This is a genomic window from Bacillus sp. HSf4 (assembly GCF_029537375.1).
GTDB classification, from domain to species: Bacteria; Bacillota; Bacilli; order Bacillales; family Bacillaceae; genus Bacillus; species Bacillus sonorensis_A.
In genome coordinates this window covers 3,438,109-3,460,066 of the sequence record NZ_CP120679.1, presented here as the reverse complement: position 1 = coordinate 3,460,066, position 21,958 = coordinate 3,438,109, and the positions used below count along the sequence as shown (strand labels likewise).

The 21,958-nt window shown below is 45.0% G+C and carries 24 protein-coding genes and 2 pseudogenes; 20 read left to right on the top strand and 6 right to left on the bottom strand.

Going from position 1 to position 21,958, the window contains the following annotated elements; translation table 11 throughout:
- Positions 1–54: 54 nt before the first annotated feature.
- From P3X63_RS18005 to P3X63_RS17995, 3 genes are read left to right on the top strand one after another with little or no spacing between them, the layout of a single operon-like run.
- Entirely contained in the window at positions 55–330 is a 276-nt protein-coding gene (locus P3X63_RS18005; protein WP_026588639.1) for a YutD family protein, read from the top strand.
- Between the two features lie 17 nt (positions 331–347).
- The gene (locus P3X63_RS18000) at positions 348–788 is read left to right on the top strand and encodes a DUF86 domain-containing protein (protein WP_026588638.1); all 441 of its coding nucleotides are present in this window, start codon (positions 348–350) and stop codon (positions 786–788) included.
- 19 nt (positions 789–807) lie between these two features.
- Entirely contained in the window at positions 808–1,578 is a 771-nt protein-coding gene (locus tag P3X63_RS17995) for a TIGR01457 family HAD-type hydrolase (RefSeq protein ID WP_026588637.1), read from the top strand.
- Between the two features lie 77 nt (positions 1,579–1,655).
- On the opposite strand, the gene P3X63_RS17990 is transcribed toward P3X63_RS17995, so the two are convergent.
- The 3 genes and pseudogenes from P3X63_RS17990 to P3X63_RS17980 form a co-directional block, all read right to left on the bottom strand.
- Positions 1,656–2,144 carry a DUF4825 domain-containing protein gene (locus P3X63_RS17990; protein ID WP_277691626.1) on the bottom strand — a complete coding sequence of 163 codons (489 nt, stop codon included), beginning with the start codon at positions 2,142–2,144 and terminating at the stop codon, positions 1,656–1,658.
- Positions 2,145–2,305: 161 nt separating this feature from the next.
- Positions 2,306–2,560: pseudogene (locus P3X63_RS17985) on the bottom strand (IS1/IS1595 family N-terminal zinc-binding domain-containing protein); the annotation flags it as partial.
- 60 nt (positions 2,561–2,620) lie between these two features.
- The gene (locus tag P3X63_RS17980; RefSeq protein WP_026588635.1) at positions 2,621–3,121 is read right to left on the bottom strand and encodes a phosphatidylglycerophosphatase A family protein; all 501 of its coding nucleotides are present in this window, start codon (positions 3,119–3,121) and stop codon (positions 2,621–2,623) included.
- A gap of 149 nt (positions 3,122–3,270) precedes the next feature.
- On the opposite strand from P3X63_RS17980, the gene yutH reads away from it, so the two are divergent.
- The 6 genes from yutH to P3X63_RS17950 all read left to right on the top strand — a co-directional run bounded on the left by yutH (position 3,271) and on the right by P3X63_RS17950 (position 10,909).
- Positions 3,271–4,278 (top strand): spore coat putative kinase YutH, encoded by a 1,008-nt coding sequence (yutH, locus tag P3X63_RS17975; RefSeq protein WP_179115654.1) that lies wholly within the window; start codon positions 3,271–3,273, stop codon positions 4,276–4,278.
- Between the two features lie 81 nt (positions 4,279–4,359).
- Positions 4,360–5,322, top strand: coding sequence for a 2-hydroxyacid dehydrogenase (locus tag P3X63_RS17970; RefSeq protein ID WP_026588633.1), 963 nt, complete (start codon positions 4,360–4,362; stop codon positions 5,320–5,322).
- Between the two features lie 231 nt (positions 5,323–5,553).
- Complete coding sequence (locus P3X63_RS17965) at positions 5,554–6,855, top strand: homoserine dehydrogenase (protein ID WP_026588632.1); 1,302 nt, start codon at positions 5,554–5,556, stop codon at positions 6,853–6,855.
- Positions 6,855–7,913 carry a threonine synthase gene (gene thrC / locus P3X63_RS17960; RefSeq protein WP_277692941.1) on the top strand — a complete coding sequence of 353 codons (1,059 nt, stop codon included), beginning with the start codon at positions 6,855–6,857 and terminating at the stop codon, positions 7,911–7,913. Before P3X63_RS17965 ends, thrC begins: the two co-directional genes overlap by 1 nt.
- On the top strand, positions 7,910–8,830 hold the full coding sequence (gene thrB / locus P3X63_RS17955) for a homoserine kinase (RefSeq protein WP_026588630.1): 921 nt from the start codon (positions 7,910–7,912) through the stop codon (positions 8,828–8,830). Before thrC ends, thrB begins: the two co-directional genes overlap by 4 nt.
- A gap of 108 nt (positions 8,831–8,938) precedes the next feature.
- Positions 8,939–10,909 (top strand): S9 family peptidase, encoded by a 1,971-nt coding sequence (locus P3X63_RS17950; RefSeq protein ID WP_026588629.1) that lies wholly within the window; start codon positions 8,939–8,941, stop codon positions 10,907–10,909.
- 37 nt (positions 10,910–10,946) lie between these two features.
- Here P3X63_RS17950 and P3X63_RS17945 read toward each other — a convergent pair.
- Positions 10,947–11,245, bottom strand: a pseudogene (locus tag P3X63_RS17945) (NifU family protein).
- A gap of 133 nt (positions 11,246–11,378) precedes the next feature.
- Between P3X63_RS17945 and P3X63_RS17940 the strand changes: the two are divergent.
- Both P3X63_RS17940 and P3X63_RS17935 read left to right on the top strand, forming a co-directional pair.
- A complete protein-coding gene (locus tag P3X63_RS17940) occupies positions 11,379–11,711 on the top strand; it encodes a YuzD family protein (RefSeq protein WP_026588627.1) in 333 nt (110 codons plus the stop codon).
- Between the two features lie 107 nt (positions 11,712–11,818).
- A complete protein-coding gene (locus P3X63_RS17935) occupies positions 11,819–12,085 on the top strand; it encodes a hypothetical protein (RefSeq protein WP_077735501.1) in 267 nt (88 codons plus the stop codon).
- A gap of 41 nt (positions 12,086–12,126) precedes the next feature.
- On the opposite strand, the gene P3X63_RS17930 is transcribed toward P3X63_RS17935, so the two are convergent.
- A complete protein-coding gene (locus P3X63_RS17930) occupies positions 12,127–12,627 on the bottom strand; it encodes a phenolic acid decarboxylase (RefSeq protein ID WP_026588625.1) in 501 nt (166 codons plus the stop codon).
- A gap of 236 nt (positions 12,628–12,863) precedes the next feature.
- Here P3X63_RS17930 and P3X63_RS17925 point away from each other — a divergent pair, with 236 nt between their 5' ends.
- The 3 genes from P3X63_RS17925 (at position 12,864) to P3X63_RS17915 (ending at position 14,940) form a co-directional block, all read left to right on the top strand.
- Complete coding sequence (locus tag P3X63_RS17925) at positions 12,864–13,970, top strand: Rap family tetratricopeptide repeat protein (protein WP_026588624.1); 1,107 nt, start codon at positions 12,864–12,866, stop codon at positions 13,968–13,970.
- Complete coding sequence (locus P3X63_RS17920) at positions 13,967–14,176, top strand: hypothetical protein (RefSeq protein WP_026588623.1); 210 nt, start codon at positions 13,967–13,969, stop codon at positions 14,174–14,176. Before P3X63_RS17925 ends, P3X63_RS17920 begins: the two co-directional genes overlap by 4 nt.
- 131 nt (positions 14,177–14,307) lie before the next feature.
- Positions 14,308–14,940: a dienelactone hydrolase family protein gene (locus tag P3X63_RS17915; RefSeq protein ID WP_277691625.1), complete on the top strand. Its 633-nt coding sequence runs from the start codon at positions 14,308–14,310 to the stop codon at positions 14,938–14,940.
- Positions 14,941–15,311: 371 nt separating this feature from the next.
- Here P3X63_RS17915 and P3X63_RS17910 read toward each other — a convergent pair whose 3' ends face one another.
- The gene (locus tag P3X63_RS17910; protein WP_026588621.1) at positions 15,312–16,379 is read right to left on the bottom strand and encodes an NAD(P)/FAD-dependent oxidoreductase; all 1,068 of its coding nucleotides are present in this window, start codon (positions 16,377–16,379) and stop codon (positions 15,312–15,314) included.
- 267 nt (positions 16,380–16,646) lie between these two features.
- Between P3X63_RS17910 and P3X63_RS17905 the strand changes: the two genes are divergently transcribed.
- The 6 genes from P3X63_RS17905 to P3X63_RS17880 all read left to right on the top strand — a co-directional run bounded on the left by P3X63_RS17905 (position 16,647) and on the right by P3X63_RS17880 (position 21,835).
- Positions 16,647–16,883, top strand: a complete 237-nt coding sequence (locus tag P3X63_RS17905; protein WP_026588620.1) for a YuzB family protein — start codon at positions 16,647–16,649, stop codon at positions 16,881–16,883.
- 159 nt (positions 16,884–17,042) lie between these two features.
- On the top strand, positions 17,043–18,260 hold the full coding sequence (locus tag P3X63_RS17900; RefSeq protein WP_026588619.1) for a NupC/NupG family nucleoside CNT transporter: 1,218 nt from the start codon (positions 17,043–17,045) through the stop codon (positions 18,258–18,260).
- 122 nt (positions 18,261–18,382) lie between these two features.
- The gene (gene dapF / locus P3X63_RS17895; RefSeq protein WP_277691624.1) at positions 18,383–19,237 is read left to right on the top strand and encodes a diaminopimelate epimerase; all 855 of its coding nucleotides are present in this window, start codon (positions 18,383–18,385) and stop codon (positions 19,235–19,237) included.
- Between the two features lie 76 nt (positions 19,238–19,313).
- Positions 19,314–19,679, top strand: coding sequence for a HesB/IscA family protein (locus P3X63_RS17890; protein WP_026588617.1), 366 nt, complete (start codon positions 19,314–19,316; stop codon positions 19,677–19,679).
- 230 nt (positions 19,680–19,909) lie between these two features.
- Positions 19,910–20,941, top strand: coding sequence for a tyrosine-type recombinase/integrase (locus tag P3X63_RS17885; protein WP_277691623.1), 1,032 nt, complete (start codon positions 19,910–19,912; stop codon positions 20,939–20,941).
- 159 nt (positions 20,942–21,100) lie between these two features.
- Positions 21,101–21,835, top strand: a complete 735-nt coding sequence (locus P3X63_RS17880) for a helix-turn-helix domain-containing protein (protein WP_277691622.1) — start codon at positions 21,101–21,103, stop codon at positions 21,833–21,835.
- Positions 21,836–21,958: the final 123 nt, after the last annotated feature.

The following is a 21,958-nucleotide window of genomic DNA, read 5'->3' as shown; positions in this document are numbered from 1 at the left end:
TTAGCAATTGATGGCGGCCTGGGTTTGAATTATCATATAAAAGAGGTGAAAAGAATGATTGTCGTCCAGAACGCTGCATTTGAAGTCGTCAAAGATGTAAAAAACGGTTTTAATGAAGAAGCATTCAAAGCCAGATACTCAGACATTTTAAACAAATACGACTATATTGTCGGAGACTGGGGTTACAGCCAGCTGAGGCTGAAGGGCTTTTTTGACGATCAAAATCAAAAGGCCACATTTGATACAAAAATCAGCACCCTTGATGAATATATTTACGAATACTGCAATTTTGGATGTGCCTATTTTGTGTTAAAACGAATGCGAAAATAAATGGGGGTGTCAAGCTGATGTATTTTGTCGATCGAAACAAAATCGAAAGCACGCTGAACTTTCTTGAAGACGAACTCCGCCTGTTTCATGCGCACGAAGAATGGACTTCCGCTATCGAAAAAAAAGCGCTTGAACGAATCGGCCATACAGTGATCGAATGCATCTTGGATGTAGGAAACGATATGATTGACGGCTTTATTATGAGAGACCCGGGAAGCTATGACGACATCATGGATATACTGATGGATGAAAAGGTTGTCGGCAAAACAGAAGGAGACGGCCTGAAAGATGTGATCGCCTATCGAAAAACACTGGTTCAGGACTACTTGCACGTGAATCATGAACAACTGGTGAAGCTGCTTGAAGAGCACGCGGAAACGCTTGGACGTTTTCCAGCCCGAATCCGCGATTATTTGAACAATGAACTCGGTCCTGTATCGGCATTTAAACCGCATTAAAAAAACTGGAGTGTACAACATGAAAACATACAAAGGATACTTAATTGATCTAGACGGAACAATGTACAAAGGAACGGAAAAAATCGATGAAGCGTGCGAATTTGTCAGAAAGCTGAAAGAACGCGGCATCCCATACTTATTCGTCACCAACAACTCGTCCCGCACTCCGAAACAGGTCGCGGACAAGCTCGTTTCTTTTGACATTCCGGCAACCGAAGAACAGGTATTTACGACAAGCATGGCGACCGCGAATTTCATCGCCGAACAAAAACCCGGCGCTTCCGTATACGTCATTGGTGAAGAAGGAATCCGCCAGGCCATCGAACAAAAAGGCTTGACATTCGGCGGAGAAAACGCCGATTTTGTCGTTGTCGGCATTGACCGCGGCATTACATATGAGAAGCTTGCTGTCGGCTGTCTCGCGATTCGCAACGGAGCGACATTCATTTCCACGAACGGCGATATCGCCATTCCGACTGAAAGAGGTCTGTTGCCGGGAAACGGCTCACTGACATCTGTGTTAACCGTTTCCACGCGGACAGAGCCGATTTTCATCGGCAAGCCTGAACCGATCATTATGAAGCAGGCGATGAAAGTGCTTGGCACGGACATCAGTGAAACGCTGATGGTCGGGGACAACTATGACACAGATATCATGGCAGGCATGAATTCCGGTATGGATACGCTTCTTGTCCATACAGGCGTGACCAAAAAAGAGCATCTTGAAGCCTATCCGGAAAAGCCGACCTATGTGATCGATTCGCTGACAGAATGGATCGAGCGTATTTAAATATAGGCTCTGTTAAAGTTTGTTGTTGAAAATAACCTTTAAATAAAGATTGCTCTTATCCAGAGCAATCTTATTTTTTACTGGTGAAAAAATTGATTAACTGAGTCCTCAGACTTTAGGTGTTCTTGTACCAGTTTCTTTAAGTCTTGTTCATTTTTATACACATCCAATTTATTGTTGTACCAATTTTGTAATTTCTCTTTTGATACAGTGAATTCTCGGTCTGGAAACTTGAATGTAATCCAATCCACATTTTTGATTAAAGCAAAAAGAAATGTGGAATTTGAGATAACAGTTTCCTTTATTTCTTGATCTGCTTTTTTTGCATCTATATCTTTATATTCCAAAGTAATTCCATATGGTTTTTTCTTGGTCTTGAGTGAAACTTGATTCAACTCTTTGTTGTGTGCCAATTGTTTTACGATATTTACAACTGCACTGTTGTCACCCACATATGAATTCTTATATTGAAACAAATCTGTTTTTGAATCAGCATTTAGGCTACATCCACTAAATAATATCATTAGCGATAACAATGAAATGAAATAAATGGTGATACGCTTCACTATTTCCTCTCCTTTTATTTGATTTTTTTTAGCTGATTTTATCATATACAATAAAATCCCTTCTCAAAATTTCTTGTTTTAGGGTTTTAAATGTAATCAATTTATAGAGAATTTAGAAAGTCATAGGATATCATAAGTATCTGTCATTTCAAATAAAAGTGATTGGTTGTGTCAGTAAAAGTCTTGTTACAGCACTTACAGCGATACCGCAGCCGACCAATACATTTTCCGAACCGAGCAACGTATTCCGATGAACAATGAGAACTCTCGAATCCTTCCTTGAAGCGAGTTTCCCTCATTTTATTGATTAAACGACCACCAGCGGAGGAAGAAGGTTCAACATAGCGTTTGACCCATTGATATACCTGTTCTTTTTTGGTGTGTGGTAATTTGTCGATATACTTAAATATCAACATTTATCTTTAACAGAGCCTAAATAAAAAACACTTGTTCCAAATGAACAAGTGTTTTTTGTTTTATTCCGCGTCTTTCGCACGGTGCGCCAGCCTGCTTGAAGCTGCGGCGGCGATGGCGCCGACGATATCATCCAAAAAGGTATGGCATTCGCCCGTTGATTTATCATTTAAACGGCCCAGCACCCCGGGTTTTATTTTATCGATGTATCCGTAGTTCGTATAGCCGATCGAACCGTATAGATTCACGATTGAAAAAGATAAAATTTCATCGACTCCATAAAGGCTTTCATCGGTTTCAATTAACGTTTGGAGAGGCTCAAGAAGCTTTTTCTCCTCCCCTAATATATCCAATTGAATGCCTGTGATCACTGCATTTTGCACTTCGCGCTTTTTCAGGACACGGTTGACATTCTCTTCACATTCTTTTTTTGTTAAGTTTGGATGATACGTTTTTTGCAGGATGTAGACAAGCTCGGCAATATCTGCGACCTTGACTCCCCGTTTCTCAAGCCACTCTTTTGCTGCTGTTTCGATTTGAGTCATGCTGTTGTTTTCCGGCATCATTTTTCACCCAATCTTTTTTACTTAGTGTATACAAATGTCCTTGAAAATGTAACGATTTTCAAAACTGTTTTTCCTGACGGATCATAATCGGGCGTCTTTTCGATTACGATGTGTTAGAAGGCCATTTTTTAGGAGCGCAGGTGATCATCATGAAGGATTTGATTAAAGAAAAGTTCGGCATTCACATCCGCGACATGACGTCATACCTTTCTTACCAGAGTTTTCAGACCCCGAACTCCATTTTTTTAATTGTTCCGGTTTCCCATTTAACACAGACTGAACTGGCGGAATTGTACGGTATGAGTCAGTATTTGCAAGAACAGCGGGACCCATACGTTTCAACTTTTATATTTACGAAGGACGGGGAGATGACCTTTGAGGATGGAGGCGCGACATATGTACTGCTTCAGGCTGCGCCTCGCTTTACGAACAGGTCGTTTCCATTCGGGGCGGAGCTTGCCGAATTTCATCAAAAAGGAAGAGGCTACCCGTATGAGGTAAAAGAAACCTCAAGGATCGGCCAGTGGAAAGAATTGTGGGGCAAGCGTCTTGATCAGCTTGAGCAATTCTGGATTCAAAAGTCCCAATCAAAGCAATTGGAACCCTTTGAAAAACAGTTTATCGAATCGTTTCCTTATTATCTTGGATTGACGGAAAACGCGATTCAGTACTTGGCTGACACAGAATTGGATGATCAGCCGCAATCGATGGATTCGGGAACGATTTGCCAGCAGCGCCTTTCAAGTGAGACATGGAAGCGGGAACCATTGATCAAAGTCCCGCTGGAATGGGTGTTTGATCATGCCGCCCGCGATCTTGCCGAATACACGCGAAGCATGTTTCAAGAAAACAAAACCTTCAATGAAATCGCGTCATTCCTTCAACAATATGAACAAGTCACACCTCTTTCTTCATTTTCAAAACGGCTCCTGTACAGCAGGCTCCTGTTTCCGCTTCATTATTTTGAAACCGTTGAAGGCTATTATATCTCTTCCGAATCAGAGCACCATTACTTCGAGAACAAGCTTGATCATTTGCTGTCCCGCTCAGCGGCATATGAAAAGTTTCTGGGCGCCTTTCAGGAAATGGCCGCCATGAGAGGCGGAGGATATGCTGTCATACCTCTGGTCAATTGGCTGAAACGGACGCCTTAAAACGCCTGGGCGTCTTAACTTTTCCCGCTTTTTTCGATATGCTTAGAGTGGAAGCTATGCTTAGAAAGGAACGAGGCAGCAATGGAAAAACCGTTTGTCTATGTGACGAGAGCTTTACCTGAAGAACAGCTGTCTTCATTAAAAGAAGCGGCTCATATTGAAATGTGGGAAAAGGAAGATGAACCATGTCCGCGGGCGGTTCTGCTTGAAAAAGCGAAAACGGCCGCCGGACTTTTGACCATGCTTTCAGACCGGATCGACAGCGAGCTGCTGAGCGAAGCACGTCAACTAAAAGTGGTCGCCAACTTGGCGGTAGGGTATGACAATATCGATGTCGAAGCGGCAAAGAAGCACCGTGTCATTTGCTGCAACACGCCCGGTGTTTTAACAGAATCAACGGCAGATTTGACTTTCGCTTTATTAATGGCTGCATCAAGAAGGATCATCGAAGCAAGCGATTGGATCAAACAAGGCCGGTGGACAGGCTGGGGGCCGCTGCTGTTGGCCGGTGCAGATGTCCATCATAAAACGATCGGCATCGTCGGCATGGGAAGCATTGGACGGGCTGTTGCCCGCCGTGCGAAAGGCTTTGGTATGAAGATTTTGTATCACAACCGGAGCCGGAGCCAAGAGGCGGAAGCGGAGCTTGGCGCTGTCTATACATCTTTTCCTCAACTGCTTGAACAGTCCGACTTTGTCGTCTGTCTGACACCATTGACAAACGAAACAAAGCATCTGTTCAACCGTTCGGCTTTCCAAAAGATGAAGCGCACTGCCATTTTCATCAATGCTTCAAGAGGGCAGGTCGTTGATGAAGCCGATTTGTATGAAGCGCTTGTTAACAAAGAGATTAGAGGTGCGGGGCTTGACGTTTTTGCAGAGGAGCCGATTTCCAAAGATCATCCGCTCGTGAGTCTTCCTCAGGTAACCGCGCTCCCCCATATCGGAAGCGCTACTAATGAAACGCGGGAAGCGATGATGAGGCTTTGCGCTGAAAACATTGCCTTGGTTCTCGGCGGAGAACCGGCCAGGACCGAGCTTTGATTCTGTCTTCCGTCTCGATGAACGAGTCGGAAGATTTTCTCACAAAAATATTTCTGAATATATAGAATCTTGCTATATCAATGATTGAAGCGTTTTCATTATTTGCTTTCAACCATTGTCATCTTGTCAAAAAAACAATCCCCCATTATAATATTTGTAACTCAAATGTCTGCGTTATGTTTACAAATGTCCTCTTAGAAAGGACGATCGGAAGAGAAAGGTGGAATTTCAGTGAAGGCGATACGAGTGGGGCTTCTAGGTTTAGGAACAGTCGGGAGCGGTGTGGTGAAAATCATTCAGGATCACCAGGATAAATTGACACACCAGGTTGGTTGTCCCGTCACCATTCAAAAAGTACTTGTAAAAGACAAGAATAAGAAGAGGGATGTCGAGCTTTCCCAGGAAGTGCTGACAACCGAAGCTTATGATGTGATAGATGATCCCGAAGTGGATGTCATTATTGAAGTCATCGGCGGAATTGAACAGACAAGAAAGTATCTGCTTGACGCGCTTCGCGCCAAAAAACACGTCGTGACTGCCAATAAGGATTTGATCGCACTTTACGGGTCAGAGCTGTTGGCCGCGGCGAAAGAAAACGGCTGCGACCTTTATTTCGAGGCGAGTGTGGCGGGAGGCATTCCGATCCTGCGCAGTTTGGAAGACGGCCTTGCTTCGGACAGAATCACAAAGATGATGGGAATCGTCAATGGAACGACGAATTTTATTTTAACGAAGATGAACAAGGAAAATGCCTCATATGATGATGTGCTGAAGGAAGCGCAAAGGCTCGGTTTTGCCGAAGCGGACCCGACTGCTGATGTGGAAGGGCTTGACGCAGCGAGAAAAATGGCAATTTTGGCACGGCTCGGCTTTTCCATGAACGTCGATCTTGAAGATGTCAAAGTAAAGGGCATTTCCCAAGTGTCTGATGAAGACATCAACTTCAGCAAACGTCTCGGCTATACAATGAAGCTGATCGGCATCGCCCAGCGGGACGGCAAAAAAGTCGAAGTCAGCGTGCAGCCGACATTGCTTCCGGAGCATCATCCGCTGTCATCTGTGCACAATGAGTTTAATGCCGTTTACGTGTACGGGGAAGCCGTCGGAGAAACGATGTTCTACGGTCCGGGAGCGGGAAGCATGCCGACTGCCACAGCCGTCGTGTCCGATTTGGTCTCCGTCATGAAAAACATGCGTCTAGGCGTCAATGGCAGAAGCTTTGTCGACCCGCAGTTTGAAAAGCAAATGAAGGCGCCGGCGGAAATCTTTGCCCAGCAGTTTTTAAGAATCCATGTCAAAGATCAAGTCGGGTCCTTTTCAAAAATCACCTCGATTTTTTCTGAAAGAGGTGTCAGCTTTGAAAAAATCCTCCAGCTTCCGATTAAAGGTCATGACGACTTGGCTGAAATCGTCATCGTCACGCATCATACGTCTGAAGAAGATTTCACCGAAATTTTGCAAAAGCTGAATGATCTTGAGGTTGTTCACCAGGTTAAAAGCACTTATCGAGTAGAAGGGAACGGTTGGAGCTAATGTGGAAAGGACTTATTCATCAATATCAAGACTATCTGCCAGTAACGGACAAAACACCAGAACTGACGCTGAATGAAGGAAACACGCCGCTGATCTATCTGCAAAACCTTTCAAAAAAGCTCGGCATTGAGCTCTATGTCAAAACAGAAGGTGTCAACCCGACCGGTTCCTTTAAAGACCGCGGCATGGTCATGGCGGTGGCAAAAGCGAAGGAAGAGGGCAATGACACGATCATGTGTGCATCGACAGGAAACACATCGGCAGCAGCCGCGGCCTATGCGGCGCGAGCCAATATGAAATGCATCGTGATCATTCCCGACGGCAAAATCGCCTTCGGAAAATTGGCCCAAGCCGTCATGTACGGCGCTGAGATCATCGCGATCGACGGAAACTTTGACGACGCGCTGAAAATGGTTCGCAGCATTTGTGAAAAAGAGCCGATCGCATTGGTCAACTCTGTCAACCCTTACCGAATTGAAGGGCAAAAAACCGCTTCATTTGAAATTTGCGAGCAGCTCGGGGAAGCACCTGACATTCTGGCAATCCCTGTAGGAAATGCCGGCAACATTACGGCATATTGGAAAGGGTTTAAAGAATATCACGAAAAAAATGGAACAGGTCTGCCGGTTATGCGCGGTTTTCAGGCGGAAGGCGCCGCTCCGATTGTCAAAAACAAGGTTGTTGAAAATCCTGAAACCGTTGCGACAGCCATTCGAATCGGGAATCCGGCAAGCTGGGATAAAGCCGTCAATGCCGCAAATGAATCGAACGGCAAAATCGATGCAGTGTCAGATGAAGAGATTCTCCATGCCTATCAGCTTCTTGCCCGGGAGGAAGGTGTTTTCGCAGAGCCGGGATCATGCGCGTCAATCGCAGGCGTGCTGAAACAGGTGAAAACGAAAGAAATTCAGCCTGGAACGAAGGTTGTCGCGGTATTAACCGGAAACGGCCTGAAAGATCCGAATACAGCTGTAGATGTATCACAGATTAAACCTGTCACACTGCCGACAGACGAAGAAAAAATTCTCGAACACTTAAAAGGAGCCGCACGTGTATGACAGAGGCTGACATGCTGTTTTCCATTACGGTTCCTGGAAGCACGGCGAATTTGGGCCCGGGTTTTGATTCGGTCGGCATGGCGCTGTCCCGCTATTTAAAGCTGTCCGTTTTTCCGTCTGATGAGTGGCGTTTTGCAGCTGAAACAGATGTCCTCGCCGGCATACCGGAAGGAACGGAAAACTTGATTTACCAAGTGGCCAAACGGACTGCTGATCATTTCGGGAAAGAGCTTTCGCCGAGCCTTGTGAAAGTGTGGAGCGACATTCCGCTGGCGCGGGGCCTCGGCAGCAGCGCCGCCGCAATTGCCGCGGCCATCGAACTGGCAAACGAGCTCGCTGATTTACAGCTCTCAGACAGTGATAAGCTCCATTTTGCGAGTCTTGAAGAAGGCCATCCTGACAATGCCGGTGCTTCCCTTTCCGGCGGCCTTGTGATCGGGCTGCACGAAGAAAATCACACGGAGATGGTCTCTGTCAAGGAAATTGATTTGGATGTCGTCGTTGTGATTCCTTTTTATGAAGTGCTCACAAAAGATGCGCGGGACGTGCTCCCTGACAGCCTCTCTTATCCAAAAGCGGTTGAAGCGAGCGCTGTCAGCAATATGCTCGTCGCCGGGCTCATGTCAAAGGACTGGCAGCTTGTCGGCCGCATGATGAAAAAAGACCTTTTCCACCAGCCGTACCGGCGGGCCCTCGTCCCTGAGCTTGCCAAGGTGGAGCATGAAGCGGGCTTAAACGGGGCATACGGAACGGCTTTAAGCGGCGCAGGACCCACGATCCTTTCCTTTATCGAAAAAGGCAAAGGCGAAGCGCTTCAAAGCAAGCTCGCCGCAAAGTTTCCGCACTGTGAGGTCGACTGTCTTCATATACCGGATACCGGCTGTGTCGTCGAGAGAAAATCAGTGAATAGTGTTTAATGAAAAGAGCCTTTAACGGCTCTTTTTTGTTTCTCGCACAAAACAAGGATTTTTATTTAGGAAGTCGAAATAGAATATAGAATTCAACATGAAGGAGGAGAATCAACGTTGAAGCAGCTCATAACTGAAGCAGACCTCATCAAGCTGGCGTCTATCACAGACCCGCAGTATTCACCTGACGGCAGGAAAATCGCTTATGTGCAAACATCTGTGAACGAAGAGCAGGATTCCTATGACGCACAGATCATGGTTTATGATGTTGAAAAGCGGAAAACGGCGCAATGGACGTTTGGAAAGGGCAGAAATCAGCATCCCCGCTGGTCGCCAGACGGCAGTATGCTCGCCTTTACATCAAATAGGGATGAAACGGCACAGGTTTACATCATTCATACAGCCGGAGGAGAGGCAAAAAAGGTGACCGATATTCCATACGACATCACAGAGCCCGAATGGTCGCCAGACGGTAAATCCTTGCTTTGTTCAGTGAAACTGACTAAAGACGAAAGTGTAACAGATAAAGAAAAAACAAAAATTGATGATCACGAACCTTTAGAAGTCGATTCTTTAGTATATAAAGCGGACGGACAAGGCTTTAAGAGGGGGAAATACACCCAGCTGATCCTCGTTGAGCTGGAAACGGGGGATGTTCAACAGGTCACGGATGAGGAGAGAGAGCACTTTAGCCACACGTTTTCGCCCTGCGGGAATAGGATCGCTTTTTCCGCCAATGTGACAGGGAAAGCCGACGCCCGTGTAAACGATGTCTACCTCATGACGCTTTCGACAGGAGAGACAAAGCGGCTCACAGGACAAAACGGGGTGTTCTCGTCACTGTCTTTTTCACCTGATGGTCAGTATCTTGCGTTTTTAGGAAATGAACAGGAATTTAAAAATGCTACCTTTGATAAAGCTTGGCTGTACGATATGGAAAAAGATCAAGTGACTTGCCTGACAGAAATGCTTGACGTCCATCTTCAAGACGCGGTTGTCGGGGACAGCCTTGTCGGAGGCGTCCTCCCGAAACCGGCCTGGACAAAGGACGGAAACGGCTTTTATGTGATTGGAACCGACCAGGGCTCAACAGGCATATATTACATATCAACAGAAGGCCTTGCATATCCGGTCCGATTTGAAAAGGAACATCTGAACGGGTTCAGCCTCCATCCGGATGAAGCGGGCTTTGCCGCTGCCATCGCTTTGCCTGATTGGCCGAGCGAGCTTTATGATGTCCCTCTGGGGGAAGACAAAGCAGAGCGGCTTACAGATGCCAACCTGGCTTTTATAGAGGAACATATCATCTCAGAACCCGAAGAGCTGCAATTTGAAACAAAGGACGGTTTGACGGTGCACGGATGGCTGATGAAACCGGCACAATATGAGGAAGGAAAGACGTATCCGCTTATTTTGGAAGTGCACGGCGGCCCTCACGCCATGTATGCCAATACTTATTTTCACGAATTTCAAGTGCTGGCTGCCAAAGGCAATGCCGTCGTCTATGTCAATCCGAGAGGAAGCCATGGATACGGGCAGGAATTCGTCAATCAAGTGCGGGGCGATTACGGAGGAGGAGACTATGAGGATGTCATGGCAGCTGTAGACTATGCCGTTGCAGAAAATGACTTCATCGATCGGGAAAGGCTCGGCATCACGGGAGGAAGCTACGGCGGCTTTATGACGAACTGGGCCGTCGGCCATACGGACCGCTTTAAGGCTGCGGTGACGCAGCGGTCGATATCCAACTGGATCAGTTTTTACGGTGTGAGTGACATCGGCTACTTTTTCACAGAATGGCAGCTCGGTGCAGATCTCTTTGAAAACCCGGATATGCTGTGGGACCGTTCTCCTTTGAAATATGCGGAACGCGTCAAGACCCCGCTGTTGATCCTGCATGGCGAACGGGATGACAGATGTCCGATTGAACAAGCTGAACAGCTGTTTACCGCGCTGAAGAAAATGGACAAAGAAGTGAAGTTCGTCAGGTTTCCGAACGCATCCCACAATTTATCAAGGAACGGGCATCCAAAACAGCGGATCAAGCGGCTGCAATATATAGCGGAATGGTTTGAAGATTATTTATAAACAAAAAAGGCTGCCGTTGCGGCAGCCTTTCGGGTCATTAAAATACTTGTTCTACTTCAAGAACGCCCGGTACTTCTTCCAAAAGGGCGCGTTCAATTCCCGCTTTCAGGGTGATGGTTGAACTTGGGCAGCTTCCGCAAGCGCCGAGCAGGCGAAGCTTCACGATGCCGTCTTCCACATCGACAAGCTCACAGTCTCCGCCGTCGCGCAGCAAAAATGGACGAAGTTTGTCCAGGACTTCCTGTACCTGTTCTTTCATTTCGACTTCTGTCGTCATTCATATCGCTCCTTTCAAATCATACAACCATTATATTCAGTCGAACAATAAAAAGCTATTGTTTGGTTTCATCGTTTTCCCACATATTATATCATATTTACCGTTAAAGACAAAAAACGATTTTCATTTCTGATATGGAGCACGGGAAAAAAATAGACTAAAATAAAAGTAAACAGAAAGGAGTCTGCTTAGATGAAAAAACCTGCTGAGCTTTTTGTCTATGGTGCGGAAGTTCTCTGTCCAAGCTGTGTCAATCTGCCCTCATCAAAAGAAACATATGAATGGCTCGAAGCAGCCCTGAAACGAAAATATCCCGGCCAGCCTTTCTCGATTACCTACATCGATATCCACCGCCCGCCGAAAAATGATCCTGAAAAACAGGAAATTTCAAAAAAGATACTGAATGATGAATATTTTTATCCGCTCGTCCTTGTCGGCGATCAAGTGGTCGGCGAGGGAAATCCAAAGCTGAAGGACGTCTGTAAAGAGATGGAAAAGCAAGGATATGAGCCTGCAAAAATATAAACAGCATGGGATTTTACCCCCTGCTGTTTTATTTTTGCATGATTGTTCTTTTGGAAAACAGGACAGACTAACTAAGGCTGATGGATAAAAGTTCGGGAGTGTGTTGTATGGCAAACGTAGAAGGGCAAATCGTGTCCGGTGTATTTGACGGTGAAACGAACGTGTTTTCATTAAGAAAAATCAAGCAGTTTCAAACGCAAACAAATTTGAATGCAAATCAATTGCAGGCTTTGCAGCAGTATTTAAAGCAGCATGAGCATGAAGAAGACGGACAGATCATCACACTGTATGATCAAATGCTTGTCCCTCTTTCCCGAGACGACATTCAAGCTTTGCTGCATGATTTATCAAAGGTCCAATCCTTATATCATTAACAAAGAGGCTGAGCGGCCCCAGCCTCTTGTCTATCCTCTGTTCACACCCGTTTTCCTGCACGGATGTCATCCGTCATTCCGGGGTAGGGCGCTTTTGAAATAAGCTCTTCATTATCGATGCCGGCGTTCTCCATAAACGTAATGTCGGCAAATTCAGGTACGACATATTTTGGATATGTCTCATATTTTTCGCGTGATTCCTCCATTAAGTCAATATGGTCATTTTGAAAGCAAACCGTGATGTCAGGACGTTCGTGCACCCATTTTGGGAAGAAGATGATGCCGTGCATCCGCTTTTCCTCCGGCATAAAGTTTAATGAAACATCAGTGCCTGTCGGCTCGGTCCAGGATACTTTATAGACGCCGTCAGTCAGTTTGACGATATTTGTTTCCTGATCGCGGACCCAGCGGCCCCCCACCATTCCGCTGTGAATACGGTAGTCGATGGTATGATCATTTTTGATATAGATCTCATATTCCCAGCCGTTTTCATAAGTATAAATCATATGACTTCCAACAAAATCTTTTACATCTTCATTCATTAAAATCTCTCCTTTATTGTAAACTTAAACATGTTTATATTTACATATATAATTATAGATTTTTCGCGGATAAAATTCAACTCACAGACGCTTTTGTCAAAATGGAGGTGAAATAAAAGGATTTTAGGAAATTATGCTAATATTTAGAAAAATACATTGTCAAAAAATGAGTGATTCTGTAAAATGAAAAGCAACCCATAAAAAGGAAAAAATCGAAGGGAAGGAATGATAATCGGTTGAAGACAAAAATCGCATACGAAGAAGTCGCGAAAATGCTGAATCAATGGTATGTCATGATTAAGCGCCACGAAATATCCCAAGCGGTCTCCATAAAACATGAGATTGAACACCTGCTGCCATATATGGAAGAAAATCAGGATTTGCTGCTCTATTTTAATCTGCTCGACTACCGCCATAAATTGGTAACGGAAGAATTTGCCGCTTCCAACAGGCTTTTTGAGGACATCCAGTATCAAAAAGCCGATATGCAAAGCACCGATGACATGATTGAATATTATTTTTTCTTTTTTGCCGGCATGTACGAGTTTCATAAGAAGGACTACACAAATGCCATCAATTACTACAAAATGGCTGAGGACAAGCTTAGAAAAATCCCCGATCAAATCGAAAACGCCGAATTCCATTACAAACTGGCCATCGCCTACTATCAAATCAAACAAAATTTCTTCTCCTTGAACCATGCGAAAACAGCTTTAAAAACCTTCAAAATGCATGATGATTACATCCAAAAAGCGATCAGCAATGAAATGCTCATAGGTGCGAACAAACTCGATTTATTTCGCTTTGACGAAGCTGAACAACATTATAAGCAGGCGCTTAAAGATGCTGAACTGATCAAGCACCATGTCCTCATCGGAATGGCGCATCACAACTTGGGGTTAAGCTATTTTAACCGCGATCTCCTCACCCTGGCGGAAAAGCATTTCATAGAAGCGCTCTGTTTAAAAGAGCATGAGGAATCGGTTTACGGCATTCATTCAATGTTTGAATTGACCCACGTCCTGTACAAAGCGGGCCGCTTTCATGAAGCGCGCGAATGGTTTGAAAAAGGATTTTCCCGCGCGAAAAAAGCAGGAGAAAGGGAATATTTGTCGAAATTTAAACTTATACATGCTCTGTATGATGAACAAAATCCACTGATCGTCGAAAAAGCTTTAGAATACCTCAAAACAATCAATCTTTGGACGGATATAGCGGAATTAACACTGGACGCTGCGCTTTTCTATAAAAAAAATGGTGATGCAGACAATGCTGCCGGATATTTTGAAGAGTCTCATCATGCAAGAGACCAAATTCTTAAAAGAACGGAGGAGATAAAGTGAAAAAGATCATTGCCGTTGTTTCAACGGCCGTTTTCGCCGGCCTTGTCGTTTTGAGTTTTGCGTCTCAGGCAAGCAACAACGCCGAGTTGGCGGGACGTGCCATTTTTCTTGATCAAGCGTCCGCAAAGCTGATGGCGGGAAGAGCGATCTTCCTTGACAGCTATCCCGGAACATCGCTTGCAGACAAATCTTCTGCATTAAGCTGACAAGCTCGTCGGACAAGTCTCCCCCAGACTCGTCCGCACACTGCCATCCATTTTATAATGGCGCCATGATCGGCGCCTTCTTTTTTTGGAGCTTATGAAGCCAGCTCACATAGAAATGAAGGAGTCAGAGGATGATACATATTCAGAAGAATTCAGAGCAGGCGATGATCGTATTACATGAAATATACGGGATCAACCGGCATATGGAAGATGTTTGCCGCTCGCTTTCCCACCGCGGGTTTGATGTCATCTGTCCGAATTTATTAAATCAGGAAAAACCATTCGATTATATGGAGGAGAAAGCCGCCTATCTTCATTTTATGGAGAACGTCGGTTTTGCGGGTGCTGCCCGCAAAATCAAAGCGTTGATATGTCATTTGAAAGATCAATATCAAAAGATCATACTGGTCGGGTTCAGCGTGGGAGCGACTTTAGCCTGGCTGTGCAGCGAAGAGAAACACGTCAGCGGGGTTGTCGGATATTACGGCTCCCGTATTAGAGATTACTTGGACATATCGCCTGCATGCCCCGCGATGCTTTTCTTTTCGGAAAAAGAGAAGTCTTTTGACGTCGACGAAATTATTGCAGTCCTGGAAGCAAAATCTGTTAAAGCGTTCAAGCTGAATGGGGCGCATGGATTTAGCGACCCTTATTCAGTCAATTACAACAGCGATTCTTCACAGATTGCATACGAGGAAATGATGGACTTTTTAAAACAATGGCGGATGGTTGAGAAGACAGAACAGGTCACTTTGTCTGACTAAACTTTGATTCTGCCAAAATTACGATATCATGTAGAAGCGTGATATCCATTATGAATCATTTTTGTGGATAAAGTCTATTATATAGGACAACAAGGCAAGAACTAAACGGACCGTATAAGCAGCACCCCCTTTATAGGGAAGTGGAGAGCCAAAATTATTTTAAAAAAACACTCTCAGGACACCGAGAGTGTTTTTTTATGATATTAATAAAACAAGCCCATCCTGACAGATGAACTTGTTCCGGTCTGAAAATACATATTTCTGTCATGTGATGCCAGAAAGTACAACATTTTTCTCAGCGAAAACTCAAATCGGAAAGCCCTTGATATATCAAGGGTTCGCAGGAGAGGCGCACGACGGCTCTCGAAACCCTATCCATTATGATGCTTATACATCCAAAGCAGTCCCGATTTCAACAGGCGCGGTACTCGGCCGATCAGCGGCCTGTCAGCGACCAGTCCGAAGCCGGCTTTCTTGCCGAGTGAGCCGAGTACGCCTTTCAGTTTGAATTTTGGCATCTCTTCCGGGAGAGGCTCGCCTTTCCAGCGCCATTCCAGAACCTGAACGATCTGCTCCGCCTGTGCTTCGGCAAGCTGTGCACTTGGTGCGTGAGGAAGGCTTGCACAATCTCCAACGACATAGACGTGTTCGTCGACAGGCAGATTGTGGTGCGGTGTTAAGACGACGCGGCCTTGCGCGTCCTTTTCCACATCAAGCTCGCGGACGACTTGATTCGGCTGGATGCCCGCTGTCCAAACGATCGCATCCGCTTGAATCGGATCGTCATGGTTATAGACGATACCTTGCTCCACTTTCGTAATATTCGCACAGTTAATAATCTTGACGCCGTGCTCTTCAAACCAGCTTTGAACATATTTGCTCAGCCGCTCAGGGAAGCTTGACAAAATGAATTCACCGCGGTCGAAAAGAATAATGTTCAAGTCTTTTCTGCTCTCTCTCAATTCGCTCGCAAGTTCTACACCGCTCAGTCCCGCACCGACGATCGCAACGGTTGCTTCCGCGTTTAAGTTGTTGAGCGCCTGATAAGTGTGGCGCGATTGATCGATCGTCTGGATGCTGTATGTGTGTTCAGGAGCACCAGGCACATTGTGATATTTATCTTCACAGCCGAGTCCGATGACTGCATCATCATAAGAAATCGGCTCTCTGTCATGAAACAAAACCTTTTTTTGCTCAAGGTCAAGACCGGAAATATCGCCGTATTCCAGCTTTAATTTAGGGTGATCCGGGAAGGATACTCTGATATGATGATCAGAAATCGTTCCGGCAGCAAGTGCGTAATATTCGGTTTTTAAACAATGGTAAGGGTTTCTGTCAATTAAAGTGATCATCACATCATCAGGCAGCTGATTTGGCAATAATCGATGGATGACGCGCATATTTCCGTAGCCGCCGCCGAGCAGGACTAAATTTCTCATTGCTAATTCCCCTTTTCCCCTCAGATTCAGAAACTGATCTATTGCAAAAATAAAAAACTATGAAAATACCCTCTAGAATTATATCTAATTTGATGTAAAATCACAATATTTCTCGGAAAAATAACCTACACAAACACCGCTTTGGCACAATTAGTAAAACTCTTTAAAGTATTAATATGTTACAAAAGCTTTATCAAGCAAATGAATACTTTGACTATTCAAAGGAGATTAGGGTACGATAAAAAAGATAATGAGAGGTGAGAGAACGTGTTTCCAATTGTTGAATTTTGCGTCAGCAATCTTGCCCAAGGTTCCCAGGAGGCAAAGGAAATTTTGGAAAAAGATCCGAATTTGGACGTCGTTGAATACGGCTGCCTGAGTTACTGCGGTCAATGTATGCAGACAATGTTTGCTCTTGTGAACGGTGAAATGGTTTCAGGGAATAATCCGGCTGAATTGGTCGAAAATATATATGAGTTCATTGAGGAAAATGAAATGATATAAGCGGGGTCATGCGAATGATCCCGTTTTTTTTATCAGCCTAAACCCTTATTTGAAAGGGTTTACATAAAAAGAGAAAAAATTCTTAAAAATTTTTGTGGACAGGCAAAAAATTAATTGTTATCTTAATAAAAGTTTAAAAAATAATAAGAGGTGTGGTCATTGAACATATTATGGGGACTTCTTGGAATTATTGTCATTTTCGCGATTGCGTTCTTGCTTTCAGAACATAAAGGCAGAATTAATGTAAGAACGATTTCCATCGGTTTGGCGATCCAGCTCCTGTTTGGCTTTATCGTACTGAAATGGGAAACCGGGCGGGAGGCGTTTCTTTGGTTTACGAAAGCTGTGCAAAACCTCGTGAATTATGCGAATGAAGGTATCAGTTTTCTTTTCGGACCTCTATTAAAAGTGGGAGACAGCGCTGCCTTTGCTCTCAGCGTTCTACCCGTTATCATCTTCTTTTCATCGTTGATTGCCGTTCTTTATCATCTGAAAATCATGCAGGCGATCATCCGGTTTATCGGCGGAGGATTGTCCAAGCTTCTTGGAACGAGCAAAACAGAATCACTTTCAGCAGCGGCGAATATTTTTGTCGGGCAGACCGAAGCTCCATTGGTCATTAAGCCGTTTATTGCCAAACTGACAAAATCTGAGCTGTTTGCGGTTATGACAGGCGGACTGGCTTCAGTTGCCGGCTCTGTTTTATTCGGCTACGCCCTTTTGGGAGTTCCTCTTGAATACTTGCTGGCGGCGAGCTTTATGGCTGCACCGGCAGGATTGATTATGGCAAAAATGCTGATTCCGGAAACGGAAAAATCGATGGCTTCATCTAAGGATATTCAAATGGCTGAAGACGAAGATGCTGCAAATGTCCTCGACGCCGCGGCAAAAGGGGCATCAACAGGTTTGTCGCTTGCTTTGAATGTCGGCGCCATGCTTCTGGCGTTTGTTGCCTTGATCGCCGTTTTAAACGGAATTCTCGGAGGAATCGGCGGATGGTTCGGCTTTAAAGGCCTGTCTCTCGAATTCATACTCGGATATATTTTCGCGCCGCTCGCATTTGTCATCGGTGTCCCTTGGGATGAAGCCGTTCAAGCCGGGAGCTTCATTGGTCAAAAACTCGTCTTAAACGAATTTGTTGCTTACTCCAATTTTGCGCCGGTAATGGAGCAGCTTTCTGCGAAAACCGCTTCAATTATCAGCTTTGCCCTTTGCGGATTTGCCAACCTGTCTTCGGTTGCGATTTTGCTAGGTGGGCTCGGAGGAATGGCGCCAAACCGCCGTTCTGACATCGCCCGTCTCGGTTTAAAAGCCGTAGCGGCCGGAACATTGGCCAACCTTTTAAGCGCGGCAATCGCCGGAATGTTCATCGGATAAATGATAAAAGCTCCCTGCAATATCGCAGGGAGCTTTTATGTATGAAAAACGGGGGATATTCGTATTGTGTCCATCCCGTTCAGCTTTTATACTAAAAGAAATAAAAAAAGTTGGAGGCCGCGATGAATTATTTTCGTTTTACTAAAATGCACGGTTTAGGAAACAGTTATATATATGTCAATCAATTTGAAGAAAATCTTCCGGAAGAGCTTCTGCCGGATCTTGCTGTCAAAGTTTCTTCGGTCTACACGGGCATCGGCTCGGACGGCATGATTCTGATTTGCCCTTCTGATAAGGCACCGGTTAAAATGCGGATTTTCAACAGCGATGGATCGGAAGGGAAAAACTGCGGAAACGGTTTGCGCTGTGTCGCCAAATATGCGTATGAGCATAACCTGGTAAAGGAAACGTCTTTCTTAATTGAAACATTATCAGGCCTCGTGACGGCAGAAGTCGAAGTGAGAGACGGGAAAGTGGTTTCAGCGACAGTTGACATGGGCGAACCTCGCCTTTTGAAAGCGGATATGCCAATGCTCGGGGAAGAGCAATCGCAAACGGTCAATGAACAGATGACATTCGCCGGACATGACATGAAAGGAACGGCTGTATCAATGGGCAATCCCCATATTGTTTTTTACTTGGACAATATTGAAGAAGCACCTCTTACGACATTGGGTCCGGTGATTGAAAAAGACGAGAGATTCCCCGAAGGTGTCAATGTAGAGTTTGTGGAAGTGGAAAACGCGCAGGAACTGCATTTCCGCGTTTGGGAAAGGGGCTCAGGCATTACCCAGGCGTGTGGAACAGGCGCCTGTGCGGCCGCGGTTGCCTCCATTCTGAACGGCTTTTCCGAAAGAGAAACCGACATTACCATCCATCTTGCCGGAGGGGATTTGATCATTAACTGGCAAAACGACGGCCGCGTCATGATGACGGGTCCGGCGGAAACGGTTTGTGAAGGCGTATATTACATTTGAAGACAGTCTGTTTGAGAAATGCGGGATTCACATTTATAATAAAGGTACACATGACAGCTGAAGGAGGTGCTTTGTCATGAGTGAAAAAACGATCACGCTTACGGAAGCGGCCGCCATTCATATTAAAGATATGATGAAGGAGCATGAAGAGGAAAATGCTTTCTTAAGAATCGGTGTAAAAGGCGGCGGATGCAGCGGCCTTTCCTATGGCATGGGCTTTGAACACGAAAAAAATGAAGATGACAATGAATTTGCCCAGCATGGGATCACGATGCTGATTGATCAAGAAAGTCTTGATATTATGAACGGAACGGTTATCGATTTTAAACAGTCCATGATGGGCGGAGGCTTTACGATCGACAACCCGAACGCCATCGCATCATGCGGCTGCGGCTCATCATTCCGCACGGCGGTAAACGCCGGTACGCCTGAAGAATGCTAGGCGGTAAAGCCCGCTATATCAACGTTTTCAAGACGTCAGATTTAACGATGATATGTTTCGATCATCTAATCGGAAACTGACGCGCAGGATTGTTAATTACGCCGGAAAATCCGCGATTAACATTCATTGTTCGGAATAAAAACGACCCCAATTTTCGGTCGTTACGGTTGTTAATAACGTCTTTCTTTGCGATGTATCTTCAAACCATCGTTAAGGGAGGCGTTTTTATTGTGGCGTTAAAAAAGAAGCGCAAGAGAGTGACGAATGTTTCCGATAATAAAAAAGGATATCCGCGACTGTTACTCAGCGAAGCTGTAGAAATCGTCTTGGCCGGCAAAAGAACTGAAGGCTTACGTGATAGGACGATCGATGATTATAAAAAGATGTGGCGGTACTTTACCGACTGGCTCAATGACAACTACGAAATTACATATATCGACGAAATAACAACGGAAATCTTGCGAAATTATATCAACTATATGAAGTACGACAAACCCCGCTATCACGGACACAAGTATATAAAAACCAAAAATACGGAATTAGGTTTGTCAGATACAACGATTAATATTAATTTACGAACGATAAAGGCGATCTATAATTACTTGGATCGAGAAGACCTAATCAAAGTCAATCCGGTTACACGTATTAAACTACTACGTCAGGATATCGACCTAACCAACTGCTTTACGGAAGAGGAAGTTAAATCGATCCTACAACAACCGAATTTAAGGGATTATGTTGGATTCCGGGATTATTGCGCAATAAGTCTTTTATTGGACTCCGGGCTTCGAAATGAGGAAATGTTAAGCCTTCGCGATAAAGACATTGATTTTTCAAGTCGATTTCTCACAATACATGCAGACAAGAGTAAGAACAGAAAACATAGGCTGGTCCCTGTATCGTCTCATTGCATTAAATTATTGCTTCAACTCATTGCTGAAAACAAGTCGCATTTTAAGACAGACCGCATTTTCTTATCGAGTTATGGAGAACCACTTACTGCCAACCATTTCAGGAAACGTTTGAAATATTACGCGGAGAAAGCGGGTATTGAAGGCAAGAAAGTAACTGCACATGTTTATCGGCACACATGGGCTAAAACGATGATTTTAAACGGTTGTGATCCATTCACTTTACAGAAAATCGGAGGGTGGAAGGATATCAGAACGATGCGCCGTTATATTCAGATGGATACGAAGGAGATGCGAAGAAGTCACGACGATTTTTCGCCATTGACATCGATTAAAAAGAAAAGAACCTAAAACAAAAAAAAAGACGACCACCCGTCGGAAAAAATCCGATAGATAGCACGTCCTAACCCTACGTCTATCCTATCGAAAAAAAGCGTTCTAGTCAACGTTTATTTGAGTGCGCCTAATTTTCCGATATGGGTCGGTATGTCTCCGAGGAGAGAAAACCGAATGTACACGAAAGAATCCGCTAAAATGGCGTCTTTCCGTTCTGTGGACGAGCTTAACGACGCCATCCGCACGCATATCTACTGCAATAAATCCGACCTAACACCGGCCGCAATCGAGGTTCTCAAGGTGTTGTCGCGCCATGCCTGCAAAACTCTGGGCGTCTCGTATTTGAAGCTGCAATCGATCGCGGATCTAATCGGTCGGCATCGTACAACAGTCATCCGGGCAATCAAACGCCTAGTAGACTGCGGCATCATTCGCAAGGAAACGAAATTCAGGCCGGTTTCCGGCGGCAACGGCGCCAATATATACGTGATTCTGCCGGCTGATAACAACGATGCTACTCCGCAAATGCAACCCCGTTCGACATCGGACAAGCCTACGGAAGCACCGGCTAAAACACCGAAAAGTACGGGCGAAGCTGTTATTTCTAAAAGCGTAAATAAATTACTACGTAATACGTATAGTGCGTTCAAAGCTACGGTCGAATCGTTTGTAAGCGATCGGAAGCTGACGAACCGGCTATACGGTATTTACCTTGCGCATACGTCGTATTTAAAGGGCGCATATGATTCCGATATACTCGAAGAAATCGGCCTATATGCGGTACGTCAAACGTTCATAGCAATGAAACGAAAGCGTATTCGGAATCTTGCTGGCTATTATAACGGCGTGCTGGACCGGGTGTTAGATCGTCTTTACGAGACAAGATTCGATTCGTTAATCGAGGGGTAAAGAGGAGAAAACTTCGTCATCCGTTTCGTTAACGCTTCGTTCGTCTGTTCGTCACCAACTACGCGATCTCTTTCGTTCGGGTTTTAGTTAATTTCCGTCAGTTTCTCGTCTTGTTTCGTTCGT

Bases quoted from the DNA above. Each gene is read 5' to 3' on its own strand.
- P3X63_RS18005 (WP_026588639.1), top strand. From the start codon at position 55: ATGATTGTCGTCCAGAACGCTGCATTTGAAGTCGTCAAAGATGTAAAA.
- P3X63_RS18000 (WP_026588638.1), top strand. From the start codon at position 348: ATGTATTTTGTCGATCGAAACAAAATCGAAAGCACGCTGAACTTTCTT.
- P3X63_RS17995 (WP_026588637.1), top strand. From the start codon at position 808: ATGAAAACATACAAAGGATACTTAATTGATCTAGACGGAACAATGTAC.
- P3X63_RS17980 (WP_026588635.1), bottom strand. From the start codon at position 3,121: ATGCCGGAAAACAACAGCATGACTCAAATCGAAACAGCAGCAAAAGAG.
- P3X63_RS17970 (WP_026588633.1), top strand. From the start codon at position 4,360: ATGGAAAAACCGTTTGTCTATGTGACGAGAGCTTTACCTGAAGAACAG.
- thrC (WP_277692941.1), top strand. From the start codon at position 6,855: ATGTGGAAAGGACTTATTCATCAATATCAAGACTATCTGCCAGTAACG.
- thrB (WP_026588630.1), top strand. From the start codon at position 7,910: ATGACAGAGGCTGACATGCTGTTTTCCATTACGGTTCCTGGAAGCACG.
- P3X63_RS17940 (WP_026588627.1), top strand. From the start codon at position 11,379: ATGAAAAAACCTGCTGAGCTTTTTGTCTATGGTGCGGAAGTTCTCTGT.
- P3X63_RS17935 (WP_077735501.1), top strand. From the start codon at position 11,819: ATGGCAAACGTAGAAGGGCAAATCGTGTCCGGTGTATTTGACGGTGAA.
- P3X63_RS17930 (WP_026588625.1), bottom strand. From the start codon at position 12,627: ATGAATGAAGATGTAAAAGATTTTGTTGGAAGTCATATGATTTATACT.
- P3X63_RS17915 (WP_277691625.1), top strand. From the start codon at position 14,308: ATGATACATATTCAGAAGAATTCAGAGCAGGCGATGATCGTATTACAT.
- P3X63_RS17910 (WP_026588621.1), bottom strand. From the start codon at position 16,379: ATGAGAAATTTAGTCCTGCTCGGCGGCGGCTACGGAAATATGCGCGTC.
- dapF (WP_277691624.1), top strand. From the start codon at position 18,383: ATGAATTATTTTCGTTTTACTAAAATGCACGGTTTAGGAAACAGTTAT.
- P3X63_RS17890 (WP_026588617.1), top strand. From the start codon at position 19,314: ATGAGTGAAAAAACGATCACGCTTACGGAAGCGGCCGCCATTCATATT.
- P3X63_RS17880 (WP_277691622.1), top strand. From the start codon at position 21,101: ATGTACACGAAAGAATCCGCTAAAATGGCGTCTTTCCGTTCTGTGGAC.